17 protein-coding genes are annotated in these 18966 nt (G+C 70.2%); 10 read left to right on the top strand and 7 right to left on the bottom strand.

Annotated features, from left to right (window positions below):
* The first annotated feature begins 12 nt into the window (after window positions 1-12).
* A complete protein-coding gene (locus ADL25_RS38085; protein WP_059132503.1) occupies window positions 13-225 on the top strand; it encodes a hypothetical protein in 213 nt (70 codons plus the stop codon).
* A gap of 43 nt (window positions 226-268) precedes the next feature.
* On the opposite strand, the gene ADL25_RS38080 is transcribed toward ADL25_RS38085, so the two are convergent.
* The 3 genes from ADL25_RS38080 to ADL25_RS38070 all read right to left on the bottom strand — a co-directional run bounded on the left by ADL25_RS38080 (window position 269) and on the right by ADL25_RS38070 (window position 2843).
* Window positions 269-1336 carry a S1C family serine protease gene (locus tag ADL25_RS38080; protein ID WP_059132502.1) on the bottom strand — a complete coding sequence of 356 codons (1068 nt, stop codon included), beginning with the start codon at window positions 1334-1336 and terminating at the stop codon, window positions 269-271.
* 95 nt (window positions 1337-1431) lie between these two features.
* Window positions 1432-2133, bottom strand: coding sequence for a class I SAM-dependent methyltransferase (locus tag ADL25_RS38075; RefSeq protein WP_059132514.1), 702 nt, complete (start codon window positions 2131-2133; stop codon window positions 1432-1434).
* An 83-nt stretch (window positions 2134-2216) separates the two neighbouring features.
* Window positions 2217-2843 (bottom strand): DUF3043 domain-containing protein, encoded by a 627-nt coding sequence (locus ADL25_RS38070; RefSeq protein WP_079050866.1) that lies wholly within the window; start codon window positions 2841-2843, stop codon window positions 2217-2219.
* 299 nt (window positions 2844-3142) lie between these two features.
* On the opposite strand from ADL25_RS38070, the gene ADL25_RS38065 reads away from it, so the two are divergent.
* The 5 genes from ADL25_RS38065 to ADL25_RS38045 all read left to right on the top strand — a co-directional run bounded on the left by ADL25_RS38065 (window position 3143) and on the right by ADL25_RS38045 (window position 9639).
* Window positions 3143-3937, top strand: a complete 795-nt coding sequence (locus ADL25_RS38065) for a PspA/IM30 family protein (protein WP_059132500.1) — start codon at window positions 3143-3145, stop codon at window positions 3935-3937.
* A gap of 36 nt (window positions 3938-3973) precedes the next feature.
* Window positions 3974-4252 (top strand): PspA-associated protein PspAA, encoded by a 279-nt coding sequence (pspAA, locus tag ADL25_RS38060; RefSeq protein ID WP_059132499.1) that lies wholly within the window; start codon window positions 3974-3976, stop codon window positions 4250-4252.
* Window positions 4253-4385: 133 nt separating this feature from the next.
* Window positions 4386-5615, top strand: a complete 1230-nt coding sequence (locus ADL25_RS38055) for a sensor histidine kinase (RefSeq protein WP_059132513.1) — start codon at window positions 4386-4388, stop codon at window positions 5613-5615.
* 22 nt (window positions 5616-5637) lie between these two features.
* Window positions 5638-6318 (top strand): response regulator, encoded by a 681-nt coding sequence (locus ADL25_RS38050; RefSeq protein ID WP_059132498.1) that lies wholly within the window; start codon window positions 5638-5640, stop codon window positions 6316-6318.
* A gap of 192 nt (window positions 6319-6510) precedes the next feature.
* Entirely contained in the window at window positions 6511-9639 is a 3129-nt protein-coding gene (locus ADL25_RS38045) for an efflux RND transporter permease subunit (RefSeq protein WP_059132497.1), read from the top strand.
* 182 nt (window positions 9640-9821) lie between these two features.
* Here the strand turns inward: ADL25_RS38045 and nadA are convergent, their stop codons facing one another.
* A complete protein-coding gene (nadA, locus tag ADL25_RS38040; protein ID WP_059132496.1) occupies window positions 9822-11006 on the bottom strand; it encodes a quinolinate synthase NadA in 1185 nt (394 codons plus the stop codon).
* Between the two features lie 371 nt (window positions 11007-11377).
* Between nadA and ADL25_RS38035 the strand changes: the two genes are divergently transcribed.
* Entirely contained in the window at window positions 11378-11734 is a 357-nt protein-coding gene (locus ADL25_RS38035; protein ID WP_059132495.1) for a HesB/IscA family protein, read from the top strand.
* Window positions 11735-11844: 110 nt separating this feature from the next.
* Here the strand turns inward: ADL25_RS38035 and ADL25_RS38030 are convergent, their stop codons facing one another.
* Both ADL25_RS38030 and ADL25_RS38025 read right to left on the bottom strand, forming a co-directional pair.
* Window positions 11845-13368, bottom strand: a complete 1524-nt coding sequence (locus ADL25_RS38030; RefSeq protein WP_079050865.1) for a hypothetical protein — start codon at window positions 13366-13368, stop codon at window positions 11845-11847.
* Between the two features lie 181 nt (window positions 13369-13549).
* A complete protein-coding gene (locus ADL25_RS38025) occupies window positions 13550-13759 on the bottom strand; it encodes a hypothetical protein (RefSeq protein ID WP_059132494.1) in 210 nt (69 codons plus the stop codon).
* Between the two features lie 133 nt (window positions 13760-13892).
* Here ADL25_RS38025 and ADL25_RS38020 point away from each other — a divergent pair, with 133 nt between their 5' ends.
* A complete protein-coding gene (locus ADL25_RS38020) occupies window positions 13893-14867 on the top strand; it encodes a carbohydrate kinase family protein (RefSeq protein WP_059132493.1) in 975 nt (324 codons plus the stop codon).
* A gap of 21 nt (window positions 14868-14888) precedes the next feature.
* Here ADL25_RS38020 and ADL25_RS38015 read toward each other — a convergent pair whose 3' ends face one another.
* Window positions 14889-16265 carry a cysteine desulfurase/sulfurtransferase TusA family protein gene (locus tag ADL25_RS38015; RefSeq protein ID WP_059132492.1) on the bottom strand — a complete coding sequence of 459 codons (1377 nt, stop codon included), beginning with the start codon at window positions 16263-16265 and terminating at the stop codon, window positions 14889-14891.
* 290 nt (window positions 16266-16555) lie between these two features.
* On the opposite strand from ADL25_RS38015, the gene coxB reads away from it, so the two are divergent.
* Together coxB and ADL25_RS38005 are read left to right on the top strand one after the other, a co-directional pair.
* A complete protein-coding gene (gene coxB, locus ADL25_RS38010) occupies window positions 16556-17515 on the top strand; it encodes a cytochrome c oxidase subunit II (RefSeq protein WP_059132491.1) in 960 nt (319 codons plus the stop codon).
* Window positions 17512-18966: cytochrome c oxidase subunit I (locus tag ADL25_RS38005; protein WP_059132490.1), on the top strand; the 1455-nt coding region annotated here is incomplete at its 3' end. The genes coxB and ADL25_RS38005, both read left to right, overlap by 4 nt.

Below are 18966 nucleotides of genomic sequence, written 5' to 3'. Positions count from 1 at the left end.
TTGGAGGCGTACATGGCGGCATGGACGTGGCGGTTCGAGAAGGCCGACGGGGCGGAGGTTCAACCCGCGGTCGCGCCCGAGGAGTTCACCACGCAGGGGGACGCCGAGTCCTGGATCGGGGAGCACTGGAAGGAGCTGCGCGACGGAGGCGCCGACCAGGTGCGGCTGTTCGAGGACACGACGGAGATCTACGGGCCGATGAGCCTGCACGCCGAGGACGCGTAGGACCGCCTCGCGTGGGCGGGGGCCGAGGCCCTCGCCCGCCGGCTCACTGCTCGCCCAGGACGATCCCGACGGTTTTTGTGCTTCCGCCGCGCCGGTAGGTGATCGTCGTCTTCTGCCCCGGCTTGGCGTCGGCCAGCGCCTCGGCGAGGGAAGTCATCGTGGTGATGCCGGTGTCACCCAGTTTGGTGATGATGTCCCCGGCACGCAGCCCCGCCCTGTCGGCCGCGCCGCCGCCGCGCACCTCGACCACGGCCACGCCGACCGGCTGGTAGCTGCCGTTCACCACCGTGCGTCCGGTGATGCCGAGCGCGGCCCGCCCCGAGGCGGTCACCTTGCCGCTCTTGATGATCTGGTCGGCGATCGTCCGCACAGTGGACGCCGGGATCGCGAAGCCGATGCCGGGCGCCGCGCCGCCCCCCAGGTCGGGGTCGACGGCGGCGAGCGTGGGGATGCCGATGACCTGGCTGTCGAGGTTGACGAGTGCGCCGCCGCTGTTGCCCGGGTTGATGGCCGCCGAGGTCTGCACCATGTTCGCGATGGTGGCGCCCGTGCCGTTCGTGGACCCCTCGCTGACGGTCCGTCCGGTCGCCGACACGATTCCCTGCGTCACGCTCGAGGACAGCCCGAGCGGCGAGCCCATGGCGAGGACGATCTGCCCCACCGCCACCTGTGCCGAATCCCCGAACACCGCCGGCTTCAGTCCGGGCGGCACCTTGTCCAGCTTGATGACGGCGAGATCCTGCTCGGGATACGAGGAAACGAGGCTCGCGGAGAGCACGGCCTCGCTGTTCGCCGTGGTCACCTGGAACTTCTTCGCGTCCCCGACCACGTGCGCGTTGGTGACGATATGGCCTCTCGCGTCGTAGACCACACCGGAGCCCAGAGCGTCCCCGGACTGGATCTGCACGACGGACGGCAGCACGTTCTTGATGACCCGCTGGTACTCGCTCTCAAGCGTGTCACCCGCAGAGGTGACGGTGGCCCGTGGGCTTGCCGATGTCTGCGCCCCGGCGGAGGTACCGGACCCGGTGCAGCCGGCGAGCGGTATGAGAGAGCAGAGAAGAAGCGGTGCGCACAGCGCGCGCAGGGCGCGTATACGGGAAGGGGCCATGTCCCGAGTGTCGGTTCATGACGCCCCGACCGCTTTCCCGATGCGTCCGAACGGATGTATTCGCCCGGGGCGGCGCCCACCGGTGCCGCCCGCCGTCAGCCCCGTACTCCGCACAGGTGCAGCAGAGCTGCGACCCCCCGGTACGGATCCGTCCGGCCGGCCCGCTCCTCGGCCGCCAGCAGGGTCTCGGCGTCGAGGGGCGGCTCGGTCCCGTCCCGAGCGATGTCGGTGAAGACCCGCACCCCGTACCACGTGTGCAGCGGTGCCCCGATGCCCGCGAGCGTGGCGGTCAGCCGCTCCAGCCGGTCCGCGCGCACCTCGAGACCGAGCCGGTTCGTGTAGGTCGCCGTGTCGAAGGCGCTGAGCGCGGTCGCCCAGTCGCCGGCCAGACCCGGCCGCATGGCCAGCGCGTCCGCGTTGCGGACGAGCAGCGAGAGCAGACCGCCGGGGGCGAGCATCCGGGCCAGCCCCGCCAGCAGCGGGTCGGGCTCCTCGACGTACATCAGCACCCCGTGGCACATCACCACGTCGAAGCTGCCCGGCAAGAAGTGCACTCCGGTGTCCCGGCCGTCACCCTCGACGATCTGCACGCGTTCCCGAATGCCCTCGGGCTCCGCGGAGACGGCCTCGCGCGCGACCGACACCATCTTCGGGTCCTGCTCGAGCCCGGTTATCCGGTGTCCGGCGCGGGCCAGACGCAGTGCCTGGGTGCCCTGGCCCATGCCCACGTCGAGCACCCGAAGCCGCCGACCGACCGCGAACCGCGCGGCTATCTGCTCGTCGAGCTGCCGCGCCACCAGCTCCTGCCGTACCACGTCACGCAGACCGCCCAGCTTGCTCAGCCAGGCATCCGCGGCCCCCTCGGAGAAAGAATCCGTGCTCAGGGCCGCTCTCCGCGCTTGACCTGAGGCTTCGGCAGGCGCAGCCGACGCATCTGCAGGGAGCGCATGAGCGCGTAGGGGACGGCGCCCCGCTTGTTCTGGTCCGGGAAGCGTTCGGCGAGCCGCTTCCGCAGCCGGAAGGCGGAGAAGATCGAGTCCAGCACGATCAGGATGATCACGACGAGCCACAGCAGCAACGCGATGTTCTGCAGCTGGGCCACCCGCACCACGCTCAGCACGAGGATGATCACGGCGAGCGGCAGGAAGAACTCCGCGACGTTGAAGCGGGAGTCCACGTAGTCGCGGGCGAACTTGCGCACCGGGCCCTTGTCCCGCGCCGGCAGGTACCGCTCGTCACCGCCGGCCAGTGCCTGGCGCTGCCGCTCCATGGCGGCGCGGCGATCGTCGCGCTGGCGCCGGGCGGCGTCCTTGCGCGTCGTCGGCGTGTTGGCGACGCTGCGCCGCTGGGACTGGGCCTCACTGCGCTTGGGCGTGGGCCTGCCCTTCGGGGCCTGCGGGTCGCGGGTCTGCTTGGAGAGGGTCACCTGCGCCTTGTCGGCGGGGGCCTTCTCGTCCTTGGCACGGCTACGGAACACAAAACCCAAGGGTACGGGGTACCCGCGCATGGACCCCAGCCGGATGGGGAACGATCCGGCAACACCCGTCGTCTGTACTGGGACAGAGGGGTCCTAAAAGGAAGACCGCCGGCGTTCTTCCGTCGGTCGGCTGAGGGAATCCGGGAATCACCCCGCACGTAACCCCGGGGCACTCCTACTCCCTACGCCGGAGCGGAACCGCGGGCAGTCGTCCTTGGGGATGACCGCATCCGTCCGCGAACAGTGCGGTAATGGATGCAGGGACCGTACTGTGGGTCCTGTCGCAGACCTGTGAGCTGGAGTCCGTCAGAAGGGGGCGCGCGAAGCCCATGAGCGGTGTGATGAAGCGTATGGGGATGATCTTCCGCGCGAAGGCGAACAAGGCCCTTGACCGGGCCGAGGACCCGCGCGAGACCCTCGATTACTCGTACCAGAAGCAGCTGGAGCTGCTGCAGAAGGTGCGCCGCGGTGTCGCGGACGTGGCGACCAGCCGCAAGCGCCTGGAGCTGCAGCTCAACCAGCTCCAGAGCCAGTCCACCAAGCTCGAGGACCAGGGTCGCAAGGCGCTCGCCCTCGGCCGGGAGGACCTGGCCCGCGAGGCGCTGTCGCGGCGCGCCGCGCTCCAGCAGCAGGTGACGGATCTGGAGACCCAGCACCAGACCCTGCAGGGCGAGGAGGAGAAGCTCACGCTGGCGGCCCAGCGCCTCCAGGCGAAGGTGGACGCCTTCCGCACGAAGAAGGAGACCATCAAGGCGACGTACACGGCGGCCCAGGCGCAGACCCGTATCGGCGAGGCCTTCTCCGGGATCTCCGAGGAGATGGGCGACGTCGGCCTGGCCATCCAGCGCGCCGAGGACAAGACCGCGCAGCTCCAGGCCCGCGCCGGCGCCATCGACGAGCTTCTGGCCTCCGGCGCCCTCGACGACCCCTCGGGCATGGCCAAGGACGACATCCAGGCGGAGCTGGACAGGCTCTCCGGCGGCACGGACGTGGAGCTGGAACTGCAGCGCATGAAGGCGGAGCTGGCCGGCGGGTCCTCGCAGCCGCAGGCCATCGAGGGCGGCACGGACCAGGGGCAGAAGCAGTCCCAGCCGCAGGACACCCCCCGCTTCGACAAGCAGTGACCCTGTCATCCACCGCGTCCCCCTGAGGAGGGCGAGATGATCGTACGGATCATGGGGGAGGGGCAGGTGAAGCTGGACGACGCCCACTTCACCGAGCTCAACAAGCTGGACGACGAGCTGCTCCGGGAGGTGGAGGGCGGCGACAAGGAAGGCTTCCGCCGTACTCTTGGCGCCCTCCTGGACGCGGTGCGCCGCCTGGGCACCCCGCTCCCGGACGACTCCCTCGAACCGTCGGAACTGATCCTGCCGTCACCGGACGCGAGCCTCGACGACGTCCGCGAGATGCTGAACGACGACGGGCTGATCCCGGGCTGAGCGCCGATACGGTCGTTCCCGGCCGGGCCCGCCGTGCGCGGCCCGGTCCGGGCACGGGCCAGGAGCGCCCACGCCGGTGGACGCCGTACGGCATCCGTTCCGCCCGCAGCGGGCGCGCCGTACCTTTGCTGAGGTGAGCACCCTAGAACGCACCAGGGACGGCCTGCGCGCCCACCCGCTCGCCCTGGACGCCGCCCTCGCCTTCGGTGTCCTCGTCTGCATGGTGGTCGGCTCCTTCGTCGACCCCCATGGGCAGGACGGACCCACCTGGGGTGCACGCACCCCGGCCGCCCCCAGCCTCACCCTGCTGGTGCTCAGCGCGGCGGCCCTGGTGTTCCGCCGCAGAAGGCCCGTGACCGTACTCGCCGTCACGGCCGCGCTCTCCCTCGTGGAACTGGTCACCGCCGACCCCCGTGTCCCCGTCGCCATGTCCGCGGTCGTCGCCCTCTACACCGTCGCCGCCACCACCGACCGCCCCACCACCTGGCGCGTCGGGCTGCTCACCATGACCGCTCTGACCGGCGCCGCCATGCTCGCGGGCACCGTTCCCTGGTACGCCCAGGAGAACCTCGGCATCTTCGCCTGGACGGGCATGGCCGCGGCCGCCGGCGACGCCGTGCGCAGCCGGCGCGCCTTCGTGCACGCCATCAGGGAGCGCGCGGAGCGGGCGGAACGCACCCGCGAGGAGGAGGCCCGCCGACGTGTCGCCGAGGAGCGGCTGCGCATCGCCCGGGACCTGCACGACGTCGTCGCCCACCACATCGCCCTGGTGAACGTGCAGGCCGGGGTCGCGGCACACGTCATGGACAGACGGCCCGACCAGGCGAAGGAGGCACTCGCCCACGTCCGCGAGGCCAGCCGTTCGGCACTCAACGAACTGCGCGCCACCGTCGGACTGCTCCGGCAGTCCGGTGACCCCGAGGCACCGACCGAGCCCGCCCCCGGCCTCGCCCGCCTCGACGAGCTCGCCGACACCTTCCGCAACGCCGGCCTCCCCGTCGAGGTCGCCCGCGCCGACCACGGCACCGCCCTGCCTGCCGCCGTCGACCTGGCCGCCTACCGGGTCATACAGGAGGCCCTGACCAATGTGCAGAAGCACGCGGGACAGCGTGCGAAGGCCGAGGTCAGCGTCGTGCGGGTGGGGTCGGCGGTGGAGATCACGATCCTCGACGACGGGACGGGCGAGGACCCGGGGCCCGAGGACGACGGCCACGGCGGGCACGGTCTGCTCGGGATGCGTGAGCGCGTCACCGCCCTGGGCGGGACCCTCGCCGCCGGTCCCCGCTACGGAGGCGGCTTCCGCGTCCATGCGATCCTTCCGGTCAGGAACCGTGCGACGACGACGGCAGGGGAGACCGTATGACCGCCGCCCCGGGAGGGCCCGTATGACCATCCGCGTCCTGCTGGCCGACGACCAGGCACTGCTGCGCAGCGCCTTTCGCGTCCTCGTCGACTCCGAGTCGGACATGGAGGTGGTGGGCGAGGCGTCCGACGGCGCGGAGGCGGTCCGGCTGGCCGGGGAACGGCGCGCCGACGTCGTCCTCATGGACATCCGGATGCCCGGGACCGACGGTCTCGCCGCCACCCGTCTGATCAGCGCCGACCCCGCCCTCGCCCACGTCCGGGTGGTCATCCTGACGACCTTCGAGGTCGACGACTACGTCGTGCAGTCGCTGCGCGCCGGGGCCTCGGGCTTCCTCGGCAAGGGATCCGAGCCCGAGGAACTGCTGAACGCCATCCGGATCGCGAACGGCGGCGAGGCCCTGCTGTCGCCCGCCGCCACCAAGGGGCTCATCGCCCGGTTCCTCGCCCAGGGCCCGGCCGACGACGGGCGCGACCCGGCCCGCTCCGACCGCCTGGGCACGCTGACCGGACGCGAACGGGAGGTGCTCGTGCAGGTCGCGGGCGGCCACTCCAACGACGAGATCGCCGAACGCCTCGAGGTCAGCCCGCTGACGGTGAAGACGCACGTCAACCGCGCCATGGCCAAGCTGGGAGCGCGGGACAGGGCGCAACTGGTCGTCATCGCCTACGAGTCGGGGCTGGTGCGTCCCAGGTCGGAGTGAGCGCGCTCCGGCCCGGTACGTCCACGGGTGGAGCGAGTCGCATCGGGCCGTACTGCGTCCGCAGTAGGCGCCGCCCGGGGAAATCGACCGTGGGGCGACGGATCGGCACCCTCCGATGCACCAGGGTGTAGGGGTGGGGGACTCATCTGCGTCCCCGTCCTTCCGCTCAGCCACAGAGAGAGACGCCGACCCATGTCCTGGCTGTCACGATTCAGCCTCGCGCAACGGGCCCTGATAGCGCTGATGTCGATCGTCGCGCTCGTCTTCGGGGCGATCGCGATCCCACAGCTCAAGCAGCAGCTCCTGCCCACCATCAACCTGCCCGTCGTGTCCGTCCTGGCTCCGTACCAGGGCGCGTCCCCGGACGTGGTCGAGAAGCAGGTCGTCGAGCCCCTCGAGAACACCCTGAAGGCCGTCTCCGGCATCCAGGGCGTCACCTCCACGGCGAGCGAGGGCAACGCCGTCATCATGGCGTCCTTCGACTACGACAACGACAGCAAGCAGCTCGTCGCGGACGTGCAGCAGGCCGTGAACCGGGCCCGCGCCCAGCTCCCGGACTCGGTCGACCCGCAGGTCATCGCCGGTTCGACCGACGACATCCCGGCCGTGGTCCTCGCCGTCACCTCCGACAAGGACCAGCAGGCCCTGTCCGACCAGCTCGACAAGACCGTGGTGCCCTCGCTGAAGGACATCAGCGGGGTCGGCCAGGTCACCGTCGCCGGCGTGCGTGACGTCCAGGTCGCCGTCACGCCCGACAACACCGCGCTCGCCCGGGCCGGGCTGACCACGGTCGCGCTCGGCCAGGCCCTGCAGGCCGGCGGCGCGACGGTCCCCGCGGGCTCCTTCGACGAGAACGGCAGCAACCGCACGGTCCAGGTCGGCGGCGGCTTCACCTCGCTGCAGCAGATCCAGGACCTGATGGTCGCGGGCCAGCCGGGCAAGAAGCCGGTGCGCCTCGGCGACGTCGCCACGGTCCGGCAGGAGGAGGCCAAGGCCGACTCCATCACCCGCACGGACGGCAAGCCCAGCCTCGCCGTGAACGTGACGATGGACCACGACGGCAGCGCGGTCGCCATCTCCAACGCGGTCAAGGACAAGCTGCCGGACCTGCGCAAGGACCTCGGTTCGGGCGCGACCATCACCGTGGTCAGCGACCAGGGCCCGGCGGTCTCCAAGTCCATCCGCGGTCTGACCAGCGAGGGTGCGCTGGGTCTGCTCTTCGCGGTCCTGGTGATCCTGGTCTTCCTGGCGTCGGTGCGCTCCACCCTCGTCACGGCCGTCTCGATCCCGCTGTCGGTGGTCCTCGCCCTGATCGTCCTGTGGACGCGCGACGTGTCGCTGAACGTGCTCACGCTCGGCGCGCTGACCATCGCCATCGGCCGTGTCGTCGACGACTCGATCGTGGTCCTGGAGAACATCAAGCGGCATCTCGGCTACGGCGAGGAGCGGGAGACTGCGATCCTCACCGCGGTGCGCGAGGTGGCCGGCGCGGTGACCTCCTCGACGCTGACGACGGTTGCGGTCTTCCTGCCGATCGGCCTGGTCGGCGGTGTGGTGGGCGAGCTGTTCGGCTCGTTCTCCCTCACGGTCACGGCGGCCCTGCTCGCCTCCCTCGTGGTGTCGCTGACCGTCGTCCCGGTCCTGTCGTACTGGTTCCTGCGCACCCCGAAGGGCATGTCGCAGGACGCGGAGGAGGCGCGCCGCGCGGCCGAGGCCAAGGAGGCGCGGAGCCGTCTGCAGCGCTTCTACGTGCCCGTGCTGCGCTTCGCGACCCGCCGCCGGCTGACCAGCGTGGCGATCGCGGTGGTCGTCCTGATCGGCACCTTCGGCATGGCGCCGCTGCTGAAGACGAACTTCTTCGACCAGGGCGACCAGGAAGTCCTCAACATCAAGCAGAAGCTGAAGCCGGGCACGAGCCTGTCGGCGACGGACGAGCAGGCCAAGAAGGTCGAGGACATGCTCGCCGGGACGAAGGGCGTCAAGGACTACCAGGTCACGATCGGCTCGTCCGGGTTCCTTGCGGCGTTCGGCGGCGGCACCGACACCAACCAGGCGTCGTACACGGTGATGCTGGACGGGTCCGCCAAGTACGAGGACGTGCAGAAGCGCATCGAGGACGGCCTCGCCGGGCTCTCCGGGATCGGCGCGACCACGGTGGCGGCCGGTGACGGCTTCGGCAGCCAGGACCTGAAGGTGGTCGTGAAGGCGGCCGACGGGGACGCGCTGAGCAAGGCCTCCGAGCAGGTCCGCGCCGAGGTGGCGAAGCTCAAGGACGTCACCGACGTGAGCAGCGACCTGGCGCAGAGCGTGCCGCGTATCTCGGTCAAGGCCGACTCCCGTGCGGCCGCGGCCGGTTTCACCGACCAGACGCTGGGCGCGGCCGTCGCCGAGGCCGTGCAGGGCACCAAGGCGGGCACGGCGGTCCTCGACGACACCGAGCGGGACGTCGTCGTCCGGGCGGCGAAGCCGGCGCAGACGCTGGGGCAGCTGAAGGACCTCCGGCTCGGAGCGGTGAAGCTGGGCGACATCGCGACGGTGCAGCTCGTGGACGGCCCCGTCTCGATGACCCGTATCGACGGTCAGCGGGCGGCCACGATCACGGCGCGCCCCACGGGTGACAACACCGGCGCGGTGAGTGCCGACCTCCAGTCGAAGATCAACGCACTGAAGCTGCCTGCGGGCGCGACGGCGCAGATCGGCGGTGTCTCGCAGGACCAGGACGACGCGTTCAAGAACCTCGGCCTGGCCATGCTCGCCGCGGTGGCGATCGTGTTCATGCTGCTGGTCGCGACGTTCCGCAGCCTGGCGCAGCCGCTCATCCTGCTGGTCTCCATTCCGTTCGCGGCGACGGGTGCCATCGGCCTGCTCATCGCGACGGGCACCCCGATGGGCGTCCCGGCGATGATCGGCATGCTGATGCTGATCGGCATCGTGGTGACCAACGCGATCGTGCTGATCGACCTGATCAACCAGTACCGCAAGCAGGGTTACGGCGTTGTGGAAGCCGTGATCGAGGGTGGCCGCCACCGTCTGCGCCCGATCCTCATGACGGCCCTGGCCACCATCTTCGCGCTCCTGCCGATGGCTCTGGGCGTCACGGGCGAGGGCGGTTTCATCGCCCAGCCGCTGGCGGTGGTGGTGATCGGCGGTCTGATCTCGTCGACGGTGCTCACGCTCCTGCTGGTGCCGACCCTGTACGCGATGCTGGAGCTCCGCAAGGAGCGCCGCGCGAAGAAGAAGGCGGCGAAGCGGGCGAAGAAGACGGGCGCCGTCGAGCCGGCCCAGTCCGAGTCCGGCGAGCCGGAGCCGGCGGGGGTGTAGTCCTCCGGGTGTGACAGAGGCCCGGTCCGCACAAAGGTGCGGGCCGGGCCTCTGTATTCATGTCCCTACGCGAAGCCGCCGGCGGCCAACGCTGCGACAGACGCACGGGAAACCCCCACGACGGACCGGCAGTCGACGATGTGCGCCGCTCGGCCCGATGGGGCGCGGGGAACTGCGCTGCGCTACGGCAGTGCCAGCATCCGCTCCAGCGCCAGCTTCGCGAAGGCTTCCGTCTCCTTGTCGACCTCGATGCTGTTGACCAGGTTCCCGTCGGCCAGCGACTCCAGCGCCCACACCAGGTGCGGCAGGTCGATGCGGTTCATCGTCGAGCAGAAGCACACCGTCTTGTCGAGGAAGACGATCTCCTTGCCTTCCGGCGCGAAACGGTTCGCCAGCCGGCGTACGAGGTTCAGCTCCGTACCGACGGCCCACTTGGAGCCGGTCGGTGCCGCCTCGAGCGCCTTGATGATGTACTCCGTCGAACCGACGTAGTCCGCGGCGGAGACGACTTCGTGCTTGCACTCGGGGTGGACCAGCACGTTCACGCCGGGGATCCGCTCCCGCACGTCGTTGACCGAGTCGAGGCTGAAGCGGCCGTGGACCGAGCAGTGGCCGCGCCACAGGATCATCTTCGCGGCGCGCAGTTCCTCGGCGGTGAGCCCGCCGTTCGGCCTGTGCGGGTTGTAGACGACGCAGTCCTCCAGCGACATCCCCATGTCCCGCACCGCGGTGTTGCGGCCGAGGTGCTGGTCCGGAAGGAACAGGACCTTCTCACCCTGCTGGAACGCCCACTCCAGGGCCCGCTCGGCGTTCGACGACGTGCAGATGGTGCCGCCGTGCTTGCCCGTGAACGCCTTGATGTCGGCGGAGGAGTTCATGTACGAGACCGGCACGACCTGCTCGGCGATGCCCGCCTCGGTCAGCACGTCCCAGCATTCGGCGACCTGTTCGGCCGTGGCCATGTCCGCCATGGAGCACCCGGCCGCCAGGTCCGGCAGGACCACCTTCTGGTCGTCGGAGGTCAGGATGTCCGCCGACTCCGCCATGAAGTGCACACCGCAGAAGACGATGTACTCGGCCTCCGGCCGCGCGGCGGCGTCGCGCGCCAGCTTGAAGGAGTCGCCCGTGACGTCGGCGAACTGGATGACCTCGTCGCGCTGGTAGTGATGACCGAGCACGAAGACCTTGTCCCCGAGCTTCTCCTTGGCCGCGCGGGCACGCTCCACCAGGTCCGGGTCGGAGGGGGAGGGCAGGTCGCCGGGACACTCGACGCCGCGCTCGCTCCTGGGATCGGCCTCACGACCGAGCAGCAGCAGGGCGAGGGGCGTCGGCTGTACGTCGAGCTCCTGGGTCTGGGCGGTGGTCACGACACGCACCCTTTCTGTTCTGCGGCTCGCCGACCCGAAGGGGTCGGCGGGACATGCCTTTTCGTCGAATTGACGCTATCTATCATAACCGCTTCACGTCAGTTTGACGACGGGCATTGCGTCCATGTGACGTGAATCCCGGGGCGCCCCGGCCGCCCGTCCGAGGGGGGTCGTCCGGTGGTCCAGGAGGAATACCGCAGGCGACACGTCGGTGTCCCCCGCGGCGGCCACGGGCCGGTGTGCGTGTTCCGGCGCGTGTGCGAGCATGAATGGGGTAGCGAAAAGAAACGCGCTCGGCCCGGAATGAATCCGCGGCCACGCCGGTTGCAATCGTCGGCAAGCAGTCTCCGTACAACCCGGGAGAGATGTAGATGTCCGTACAGGACGAGACCACCACCGTCACCGACGGCATCATCCTGACCGACGCCGCTGCGGCCAAGGTCAAGGCCCTGCTCGACCAGGAAGGTCGTGAAGACCTTGCGCTGCGTGTCGCCGTTCAGCCCGGTGGCTGCTCCGGCCTGCGCTACCAGCTCTTCTTCGACGAGCGCGCCCTCGACGGCGACGTCGCGAAGGACTTCGGCGGCGTGAAGGTCGTCACCGACCGCATGAGCGCCCCGTACCTGGGCGGTGCGACGATCGACTTCGTCGACACCATCGAGAAGCAGGGCTTCACCATCGACAACCCGAACGCCACGGGTTCCTGCGCCTGCGGCGACTCCTTCAGCTGAGCCGGCACCGGTCACCGCGACCGGTGACCGGCACGGACGCGGAGGCGGCGTCCCCCCGACGGGGGGACGCCGCCTCCGGCTTTTCCGACGGGCCGCCGCGCCTGCCGTGTCTAACGAGCCGCCCCGCCCGAGGGGGTCTTCGGCAGCGCGCCCGCCGTCTCCTTCGGGATCGCGGCGCCGTCCGCGCCCACCACCGCGCGGTCGCCGAGCGGCGCCTTCAGACGCAGCGTCTCGTGGTAGGTCTTGGCGATCATGATGCAGACCTTGCCCTTCCAGGGTGTCTCGGTCACGGTCACCGTGACCCTGTCGGGGGTCTCGCTCACGGATGGCGTGTAGTCGGCGCAGACGCCGCCCATGTAGGCGATGGTCATGGCCCGGTCGTCCGCCGTGTACCCCATGACCTTCACATCGCGCGTGGTCGGCGCCGACGAGGGCCGGTCGCTCGGACCGCCGGTCCGCGGACTCGGCTGTCCGGGTGGTTGCGGCGTCGCCAGATACCGCGGGTCGACCGCCGGATGCGCCACCGTGAAGGTGTCCCCGGCGCCCGCCGGACGCACCTGGAAGAGCCACGACGGCACCAGCACCGGCTTCGCGTCCACGGAATGCACGGCCAGCCCGAACACCGCGCCCGTCACGGCCGCCGAGGTCCGCCCCGGCGGCACGGTCGACGCCCGGCAGGGCACCTCGTCCCGGTCCTTGAGCGGCACCGGGCTGGCGCAGCCGCCGATGCCCTTGCGCCCGTACGACGGGGTCGCGCCGTTCATCAGGTCCAGGGTCTTCTGCGCGCCGATGACGGGATAGGAGGCACCCTCGGCCGGTGTGCCGAGATTCCCGCTGCCGCCGATCACCTCGCCGTCGGAGTCGATCCGCAGGCCGGTCGTCCAGCCGTGCGTCGGCAGACCGCCCACCCGCGGCTCGGCGTTCACCACCCGTACCCGGCCCATGAGCTGGGACGCGTCCAGTTTCGCGTCGTCCTGGCCGACCGCCTTCAGTACGGGAGCGGCCGCCTTCTTCGCCGCCTCCTCGCTCACCGGCTCCGTATCCGCCGGATCCGCCGTCCCGGACCCGGACGGCTTGCACGCCTTGCCCCTCGGGCAGTTGTCGGTGCCCGGCAGGGAGGTGCTGAACGTCCACGTCCCCGGCGCGTTCCTGCCCACGCGCAGATTCGGCTCGGCACCGTCCTTGACGGGTCCCACCTGCCAGGTGTCGCCCCCGAGTCGCGGCGTGCCGCTCACCCGCAGGGCCTCGGCGAGCCGGGCCACGTCCTCCTCGGCCACCGGGTCCTTCGCCCAGTACACATGTGCCGACTTCGGGCCGTCCGGGAGCCGGGTCGCCACGGTGTAGGTCGTGCCGTACGGGTCGGGCTCGCCGACCGCAATGCCGGAGGTACGTCCGTCGCTGTAGCCGTCGAGGGCCAGCGCCGGCGGAGTGGCGTCCCCGCCCGGCGCCGCGGAGTCGCCCGATCCGCCGGACGCGGTCGCCGCGAGGTACGCGGTACCGCCCCCGACGAGCAGCACCGCGGTCACCACCGAGGCGACGGCGGCGCGGGAACGCCGCCGGCGCGGCACGGCCGCCTCCGCACCCTCGGTGACCTCGGTGGCGTCACGCGCGTCGTCGGGTTGCTCGGTGTTCACCGCATCGCTCCTTCGGCTCCACTGCAGTCCCAGCGGACCCCGCCGTGCGGCACGACGCCACAGCAAGGTCGTACACCGCATCCCCTGTACGGGGGACGGCGATGGGACGCGGCGGGGGAGCGCGCGGTTCCCTTCCGGGCGCGCACGTGAGCCCGGGCGCCCGGTCGGTCCCAGCGGCCGGTCAGTCCCCGTAGTCCGACATGGCGTCCAGCAGGCGGGCCGAGGCGGACGGCACGCTGACGCCGTGGATCAGGGAAGGGGAGACCGGCAGCGGAGCGGCTTTCGCGGGGGCGGCCCAGTGCGGAGCCATCCGGGCGCTGTCTCCCGGCAGCGACGCCAGGTCGCCCTCCAGGTCGAGCGGAACGCTGCCGTGGACCTCGATCTTCGTCATGAGGGAACGGTAGGCTCGGTCGGGCCCGCGAAGAAAGATCTACTATCGGGTAGTTTTGCCTGCTTCAGACGGCCGGGTCGACCGGGTAGCGTGAACTGTCAATCCCCCTCCGCCACAGGAGCGTGTCCTCGCCGTGCGTATCGCAGTCACCGGCTCCATCGCCACCGACCACCTGATGACCTTCCCCGGCCGCTTCGCCGACCAGCTCGTCGCGGACCAGCTGCACACGGTCTCCCTCTCCTTCCTGGTGGACCGTCTCGACGTACGCCGCGGCGGTGTGGGCGCGAACATCGCCTTCGGCATGGGGCAGCTCGGCACCCGGCCGGTCCTGGTCGGCGCGGCGGGCTCGGACTTCGACGAGTACCGGGCCTGGCTCGACCGGCACGGGGTGGACACGGCCTCCGTGCGGATCTCCGAGACCCAGCACACGGCCCGCTTCGTATGCACCACGGACACCGACCACAACCAGATCGGCTCCTTCTACACCGGTGCCATGAGCGAGGCCCGGCTCATCGAGCTGAAGACGGTCGCCGACCGGGTGGGCGGTCTGGATCTGGTGCTCATCGGCGCCGACGACCCGGAGGCGATGCTGCGCCACACGGAGGAGTGCCGCACGCGCTCCATCCCGTTCGCCGCCGACTTCTCGCAGCAGATCGCGCGTATGAACGGCGACGAGATCCGGATACTGGTCGACGGGGCGACCTACCTCTTCTCCAACGAGTACGAGAAGGGGCTCATCGAGACCAAGACGGGCTGGACCGACGCCGAGATCCTCGGCAGGGTCGGCCACCGGGTGACCACGCTGGGCTCGCGGGGTGTGCGCATCGAGCGGTCCGGCGCGGACCCGATCGAGGTCGGTGTGCCCGAGGAGACGGCGAAGGTGGACCCGACGGGCGTCGGCGACGCCTTCCGCGCGGGCTTCCTGTCCGGCCTGGCCTGGGGCGTCCCGCTGGAGCGCGCGGCCCAGCTCGGCTGCATGGTGGCCACCCTGGTCATCGAGACACTGGGCACCCAGGAGTACCAGCTGCGCCGCGCCCACTTCATGGAGCGCTTCACCAAGGCGTACGGCGACGACGCCGCCCTCGAGGTCCAGAAGCACCTGGTCTGACCACCGGGCGGCGCGCCGTCCCTAGGAGAGCCGGCGGACCACGTAGGCGGAGCCCCGCTCCGCCGGCTCTTCACCGACGTACTCCTGCCCCCGCATCTCGCACCAGGCCGGGATGTCCAGGCGCGCCGCCTCGTCGTCGGACAGGACCCGCACCGTGCCGCCGACGGGCACGTCCCCGAAGACCTTCGCCAGCTCGATCACGGGGATCGGGCAGCGCTTGCCCAGGGCGTCGACGACCAAGGCGTCCTGCGGCCCGGCCGTCCACGGGGACGGCGCGCCGAGTTTCTCGCGCACGCCGGCGACCGCGTCCGGCAGCACCGCGAGGAACCGGTCGACCTCCGCGGCCGGGGTGCCGAGGGGCAGCGAGACGCGGACGTTGCCCTCGCTGAGCACCCCCATCGCCTTCAGCACATGGCTCGGCGTCAGCGTGCTGCTCGTGCACGACGAGCCCGATGACACCGAGAAACCCGCCCGGTCGAGCTCGTGCAGCAATGTCTCCCCGTCGACATAGAGACAGGAGAAGGTGACGATGCCGGGCAGGCGGCGTACCGGGTCGCCCACCACCTCCACATCGGGAACCAGCACGGGCACCCGCGCCCGGATCCGCTCCGTCAGCTCCCGCAGCCGTACCGCCTCACCGGCCGCCTCCGCCCGTACGGCCCGCAGCGACGCGGCGGCCGCGACGACCGCAGGGATGTTCTCGAACCCGGCCGCCCGCCCCGACTCCCTCTCGTCCACCGGGCCTTGGGGCGCGAACCGCACCCCTTTGCGCACCGCGAGAAGCCCCACCCCTGAGGGGCCGCCCCATTTGTGGGCACTCGCCGTCAGCACCGACCAGTCGCCCTCCACCGGACCCCAGACGAGCGACTGCGCCGCGTCCACCAGCAGCGGCACCCCGGCCGCGCGGCACAGGGCGGCCACCTCGGCGACCGGCTGGACGGTCCCCACCTCGTGGTTGGCCGACTGGAGGCAGGCCAGTGCGGTGTCCGGACGCAGCGCCGCCCCGTACGCCTCGGGCGCGACCGAACCTGTGCGGGAGACCGGGACGTGGGTCACGGTGCCGCCGCCGGCTTCGAACACCTCCGCCGTATGGAGGACCGAGGAATGTTCGACGGCTGACACGATCAGGTGGCGTCCGACGCGGCGACGGCCCGACAGCACCCCCTCGATCCCCGAGTGCACCGCCCGTGTGCCGGACGCGGTGAAGACCAGCTCGTCCGGACGGCAGCCGACCGCTTCGGCGGCCGCCTCCCGTGCCGCGTCCAGCAGCATCCGGGCCCGCCGTCCCTCGCGGTACAGACGAGCAGGATCGGCCCACCCCTCGTCGAGCGAGGCCTGCAGCGCCTGGCGGGCGACGGGGTGGAGGGGAGCGGCGGAGGCGGCGTCGAAGTAGGACACACCGCAACGCTAACTCGTGCGAACCACGTGGCCCGGCGCAGGTCCGGGGCGCCCCGCGAACCACCCCCGTGCCACCCTCGAACCACCGTCAGATGCTGGCCAGAAGCGGTCATTCCACCCCTTCGGGGTGACCGGCGGCGCGTTGGGCACCCTCCCCGCGCGCCCCCAAATAGCGTCCAGTAGGGTTTGGTCCGCATAAACATCCAAACCCCTGCCCGACGCAGGGCGGCGACCGACCAGCGAGAAGGCCGCAGCCGACCGCGCGGGCGAGACTCTCGGGAAGGCGCTACGTGAGTCCCAACGGCTCCGACCGCTCGCCGCGGCGCCCGATGCGGCGGAAGCTGCTGCAGGCACTGACCGCGGGCCTGGTCCTGGCGACCGCTACCGGTTGCACATACAAGGACTTCCCCCGCCTTGGTATGCCCACCCCGACCACGGAAGAGGCTCCGCGGATCCTCTCCCTGTGGCAGGGCTCCTGGGCTGCCGCGCTCGCCGTCGGCGTGCTCGTGTGGGGCCTGATCCTGTGGAGCGCCATGTTCCACCGGCGCAGCCGCACCAAGGTCGAGGTTCCTCCGCAGACCCGGTACAACATGCCGATCGAGGCCCTGTACACGGTTGTGCCGCTCATCATCGTCTCGGTGCTGTTCTACTTCACGGCCCGCGACGAGTCGAAGCTGCTCGACCTCTCCAAGAAGCCCGACGTCACGGTCAACGTCGTCGGCTACCAGTGGAGCTGGGGCTTCAACTACGTCACTCCGGTCGCCGGGGTGACGGGGGATGCGAAGACAGATCCGAACCTGGACGCGATTCCCACCCGGTACAAGGACGACTTCCCGGCGAACGCCGGCGGTGTCTACGACTTCGGCACGCCCGCCACGCGGAACCCGCAGACGGGCAACCCGGGTCCGACCCTCTGGCTTCCCAAGGGCAAGACGGTCCGCTTCGTCCTCACCTCGCGCGACGTCATCCACTCCTTCTGGGTGCTGCCGTTCCTGATGAAGCAGGACGTCATTCCGGGCCACACCAACGCCTTCCAGGTGACTCCGAACCAGGAGGGCACCTTCAGGGGCAAGTGCGCCGAGCTGTGCGGCGTCGACCACTCCCGGATGCTGTTCAACGTCAAGGTCGTCTCGCCCGAGCGCTATGAGCAGCACCTCAAGGACCTCGCCAAGAAGGGGCAGACCGGTTACATTCCCGCCGGCATCGCGCAGACGAGCCACGAGAAGAACCGGGAGACGAACAACCTGTGAGCATCCTCAACGAACCCCAGGGTGCCGCGGCAGCTGAAGACTCGTACGAGAACGAGCTGCCGGTCCGGCGCAGGCGACCCGGCAACGTCGTCGTCAAGTGGCTGACCACCACCGACCACAAGACGATCGGCACGCTGTATCTGGTCACGTCGTTCGCGTTCTTCCTCATCGGCGGCGTCATGGCCCTGCTCATGCGCGCCGAGCTGGCCCGTCCGGGCCTGCAGATCATGTCGAACGAGCAGTTCAACCAGGCGTTCACGATGCACGGCACGATCATGCTGCTGATGTTCGCGACGCCGCTGTTCGCCGGTTTCGCGAACTGGATCATGCCGCTGCAGATCGGCGCGCCCGACGTGGCGTTCCCGCGGCTGAACATGTTCGCCTACTGGCTCTACCTGTTCGGCTCGACCATCGCGGTCGGCGGCTTCCTCACCCCGCAGGGTGCGGCCGACTTCGGCTGGTTCGCCTACAGCCCGCTCTCGGACGCGGTCCGCTCGCCGGGCATCGGCGCCGACATGTGGATCATGGGTCTGGCCTTCTCCGGCTTCGGCACGATCCTCGGCTCGGTCAACTTCATCACCACGATCATCTGCATGCGCGCCCCGGGCATGACCATGTTCCGCATGCCGATCTTCGTGTGGAACGTGCTGCTGACCGGTGTGCTCGTCCTGCTGGCCTTCCCGGTCCTCGCGGCCGCGCTGTTCGCCCTGGAGGCGGACCGCAAGTTCGGTGCGCACGTCTTCGACGCGGCCAACGGCGGCGCCTTGCTATGGCAACACCTCTTCTGGTTCTTCGGCCATCCAGAGGTGTACATCATCGCGCTACCGTTCTTCGGCATCATCTCCGAAGTCATCCCGGTCTTCAGTCGCAAGCCGATGTTCGGTTACATGGGCCTGATCGGCGCCACCATCGCCATCGCCGGCCTCTCCGTGACCGTGTGGGCGCACCACATGTACGTCACCGGTGGCGTACTGCTTCCGTTCTTCTCCTTCATGACGTTCCTCATCGCCGTACCGACAGGCGTGAAGTTCTTCAACTGGATCGGAACGATGTGGAAGGGATCGTTGTCCTTCGAGACACCGATGCTCTGGGCGACCGGCTTCCTGATCACCTTCACCTTCGGTGGTCTGACCGGTGTCATCCTGGCCTCGCCGCCGATGGACTTCCACATCTCCGACTCGTACTTCGTCGTCGCGCACTTCCACTACGTGGTGTTCGGCACGGTCGTCTTCGCGATGTTCTCCGGTTTCCACTTCTGGTGGCCGAAGATGACGGGCAAGATGCTCGACGAACGCCTCGGAAAGATCACCTTCTGGACGCTGTTCATCGGCTTCCACGGCACCTTCCTGGTTCAGCACTGGCTGGGCGCCGAGGGCATGCCGCGCCGTTACGCCGACTACCTCGCGGCCGACGGCTTCACCGCCCTCAACACGGTGTCGACGATCTCCTCG

It is taken from the genome of Streptomyces sp. NRRL F-5122 (genome assembly GCF_001507435.1).
Lineage (GTDB): Bacteria > Actinomycetota > Actinomycetes > Streptomycetales > Streptomycetaceae > Streptomyces > Streptomyces lannensis.
Note: the sequence above shows the minus strand (reverse complement) of the source record. Positions and strands in the feature narration are given on the sequence as shown.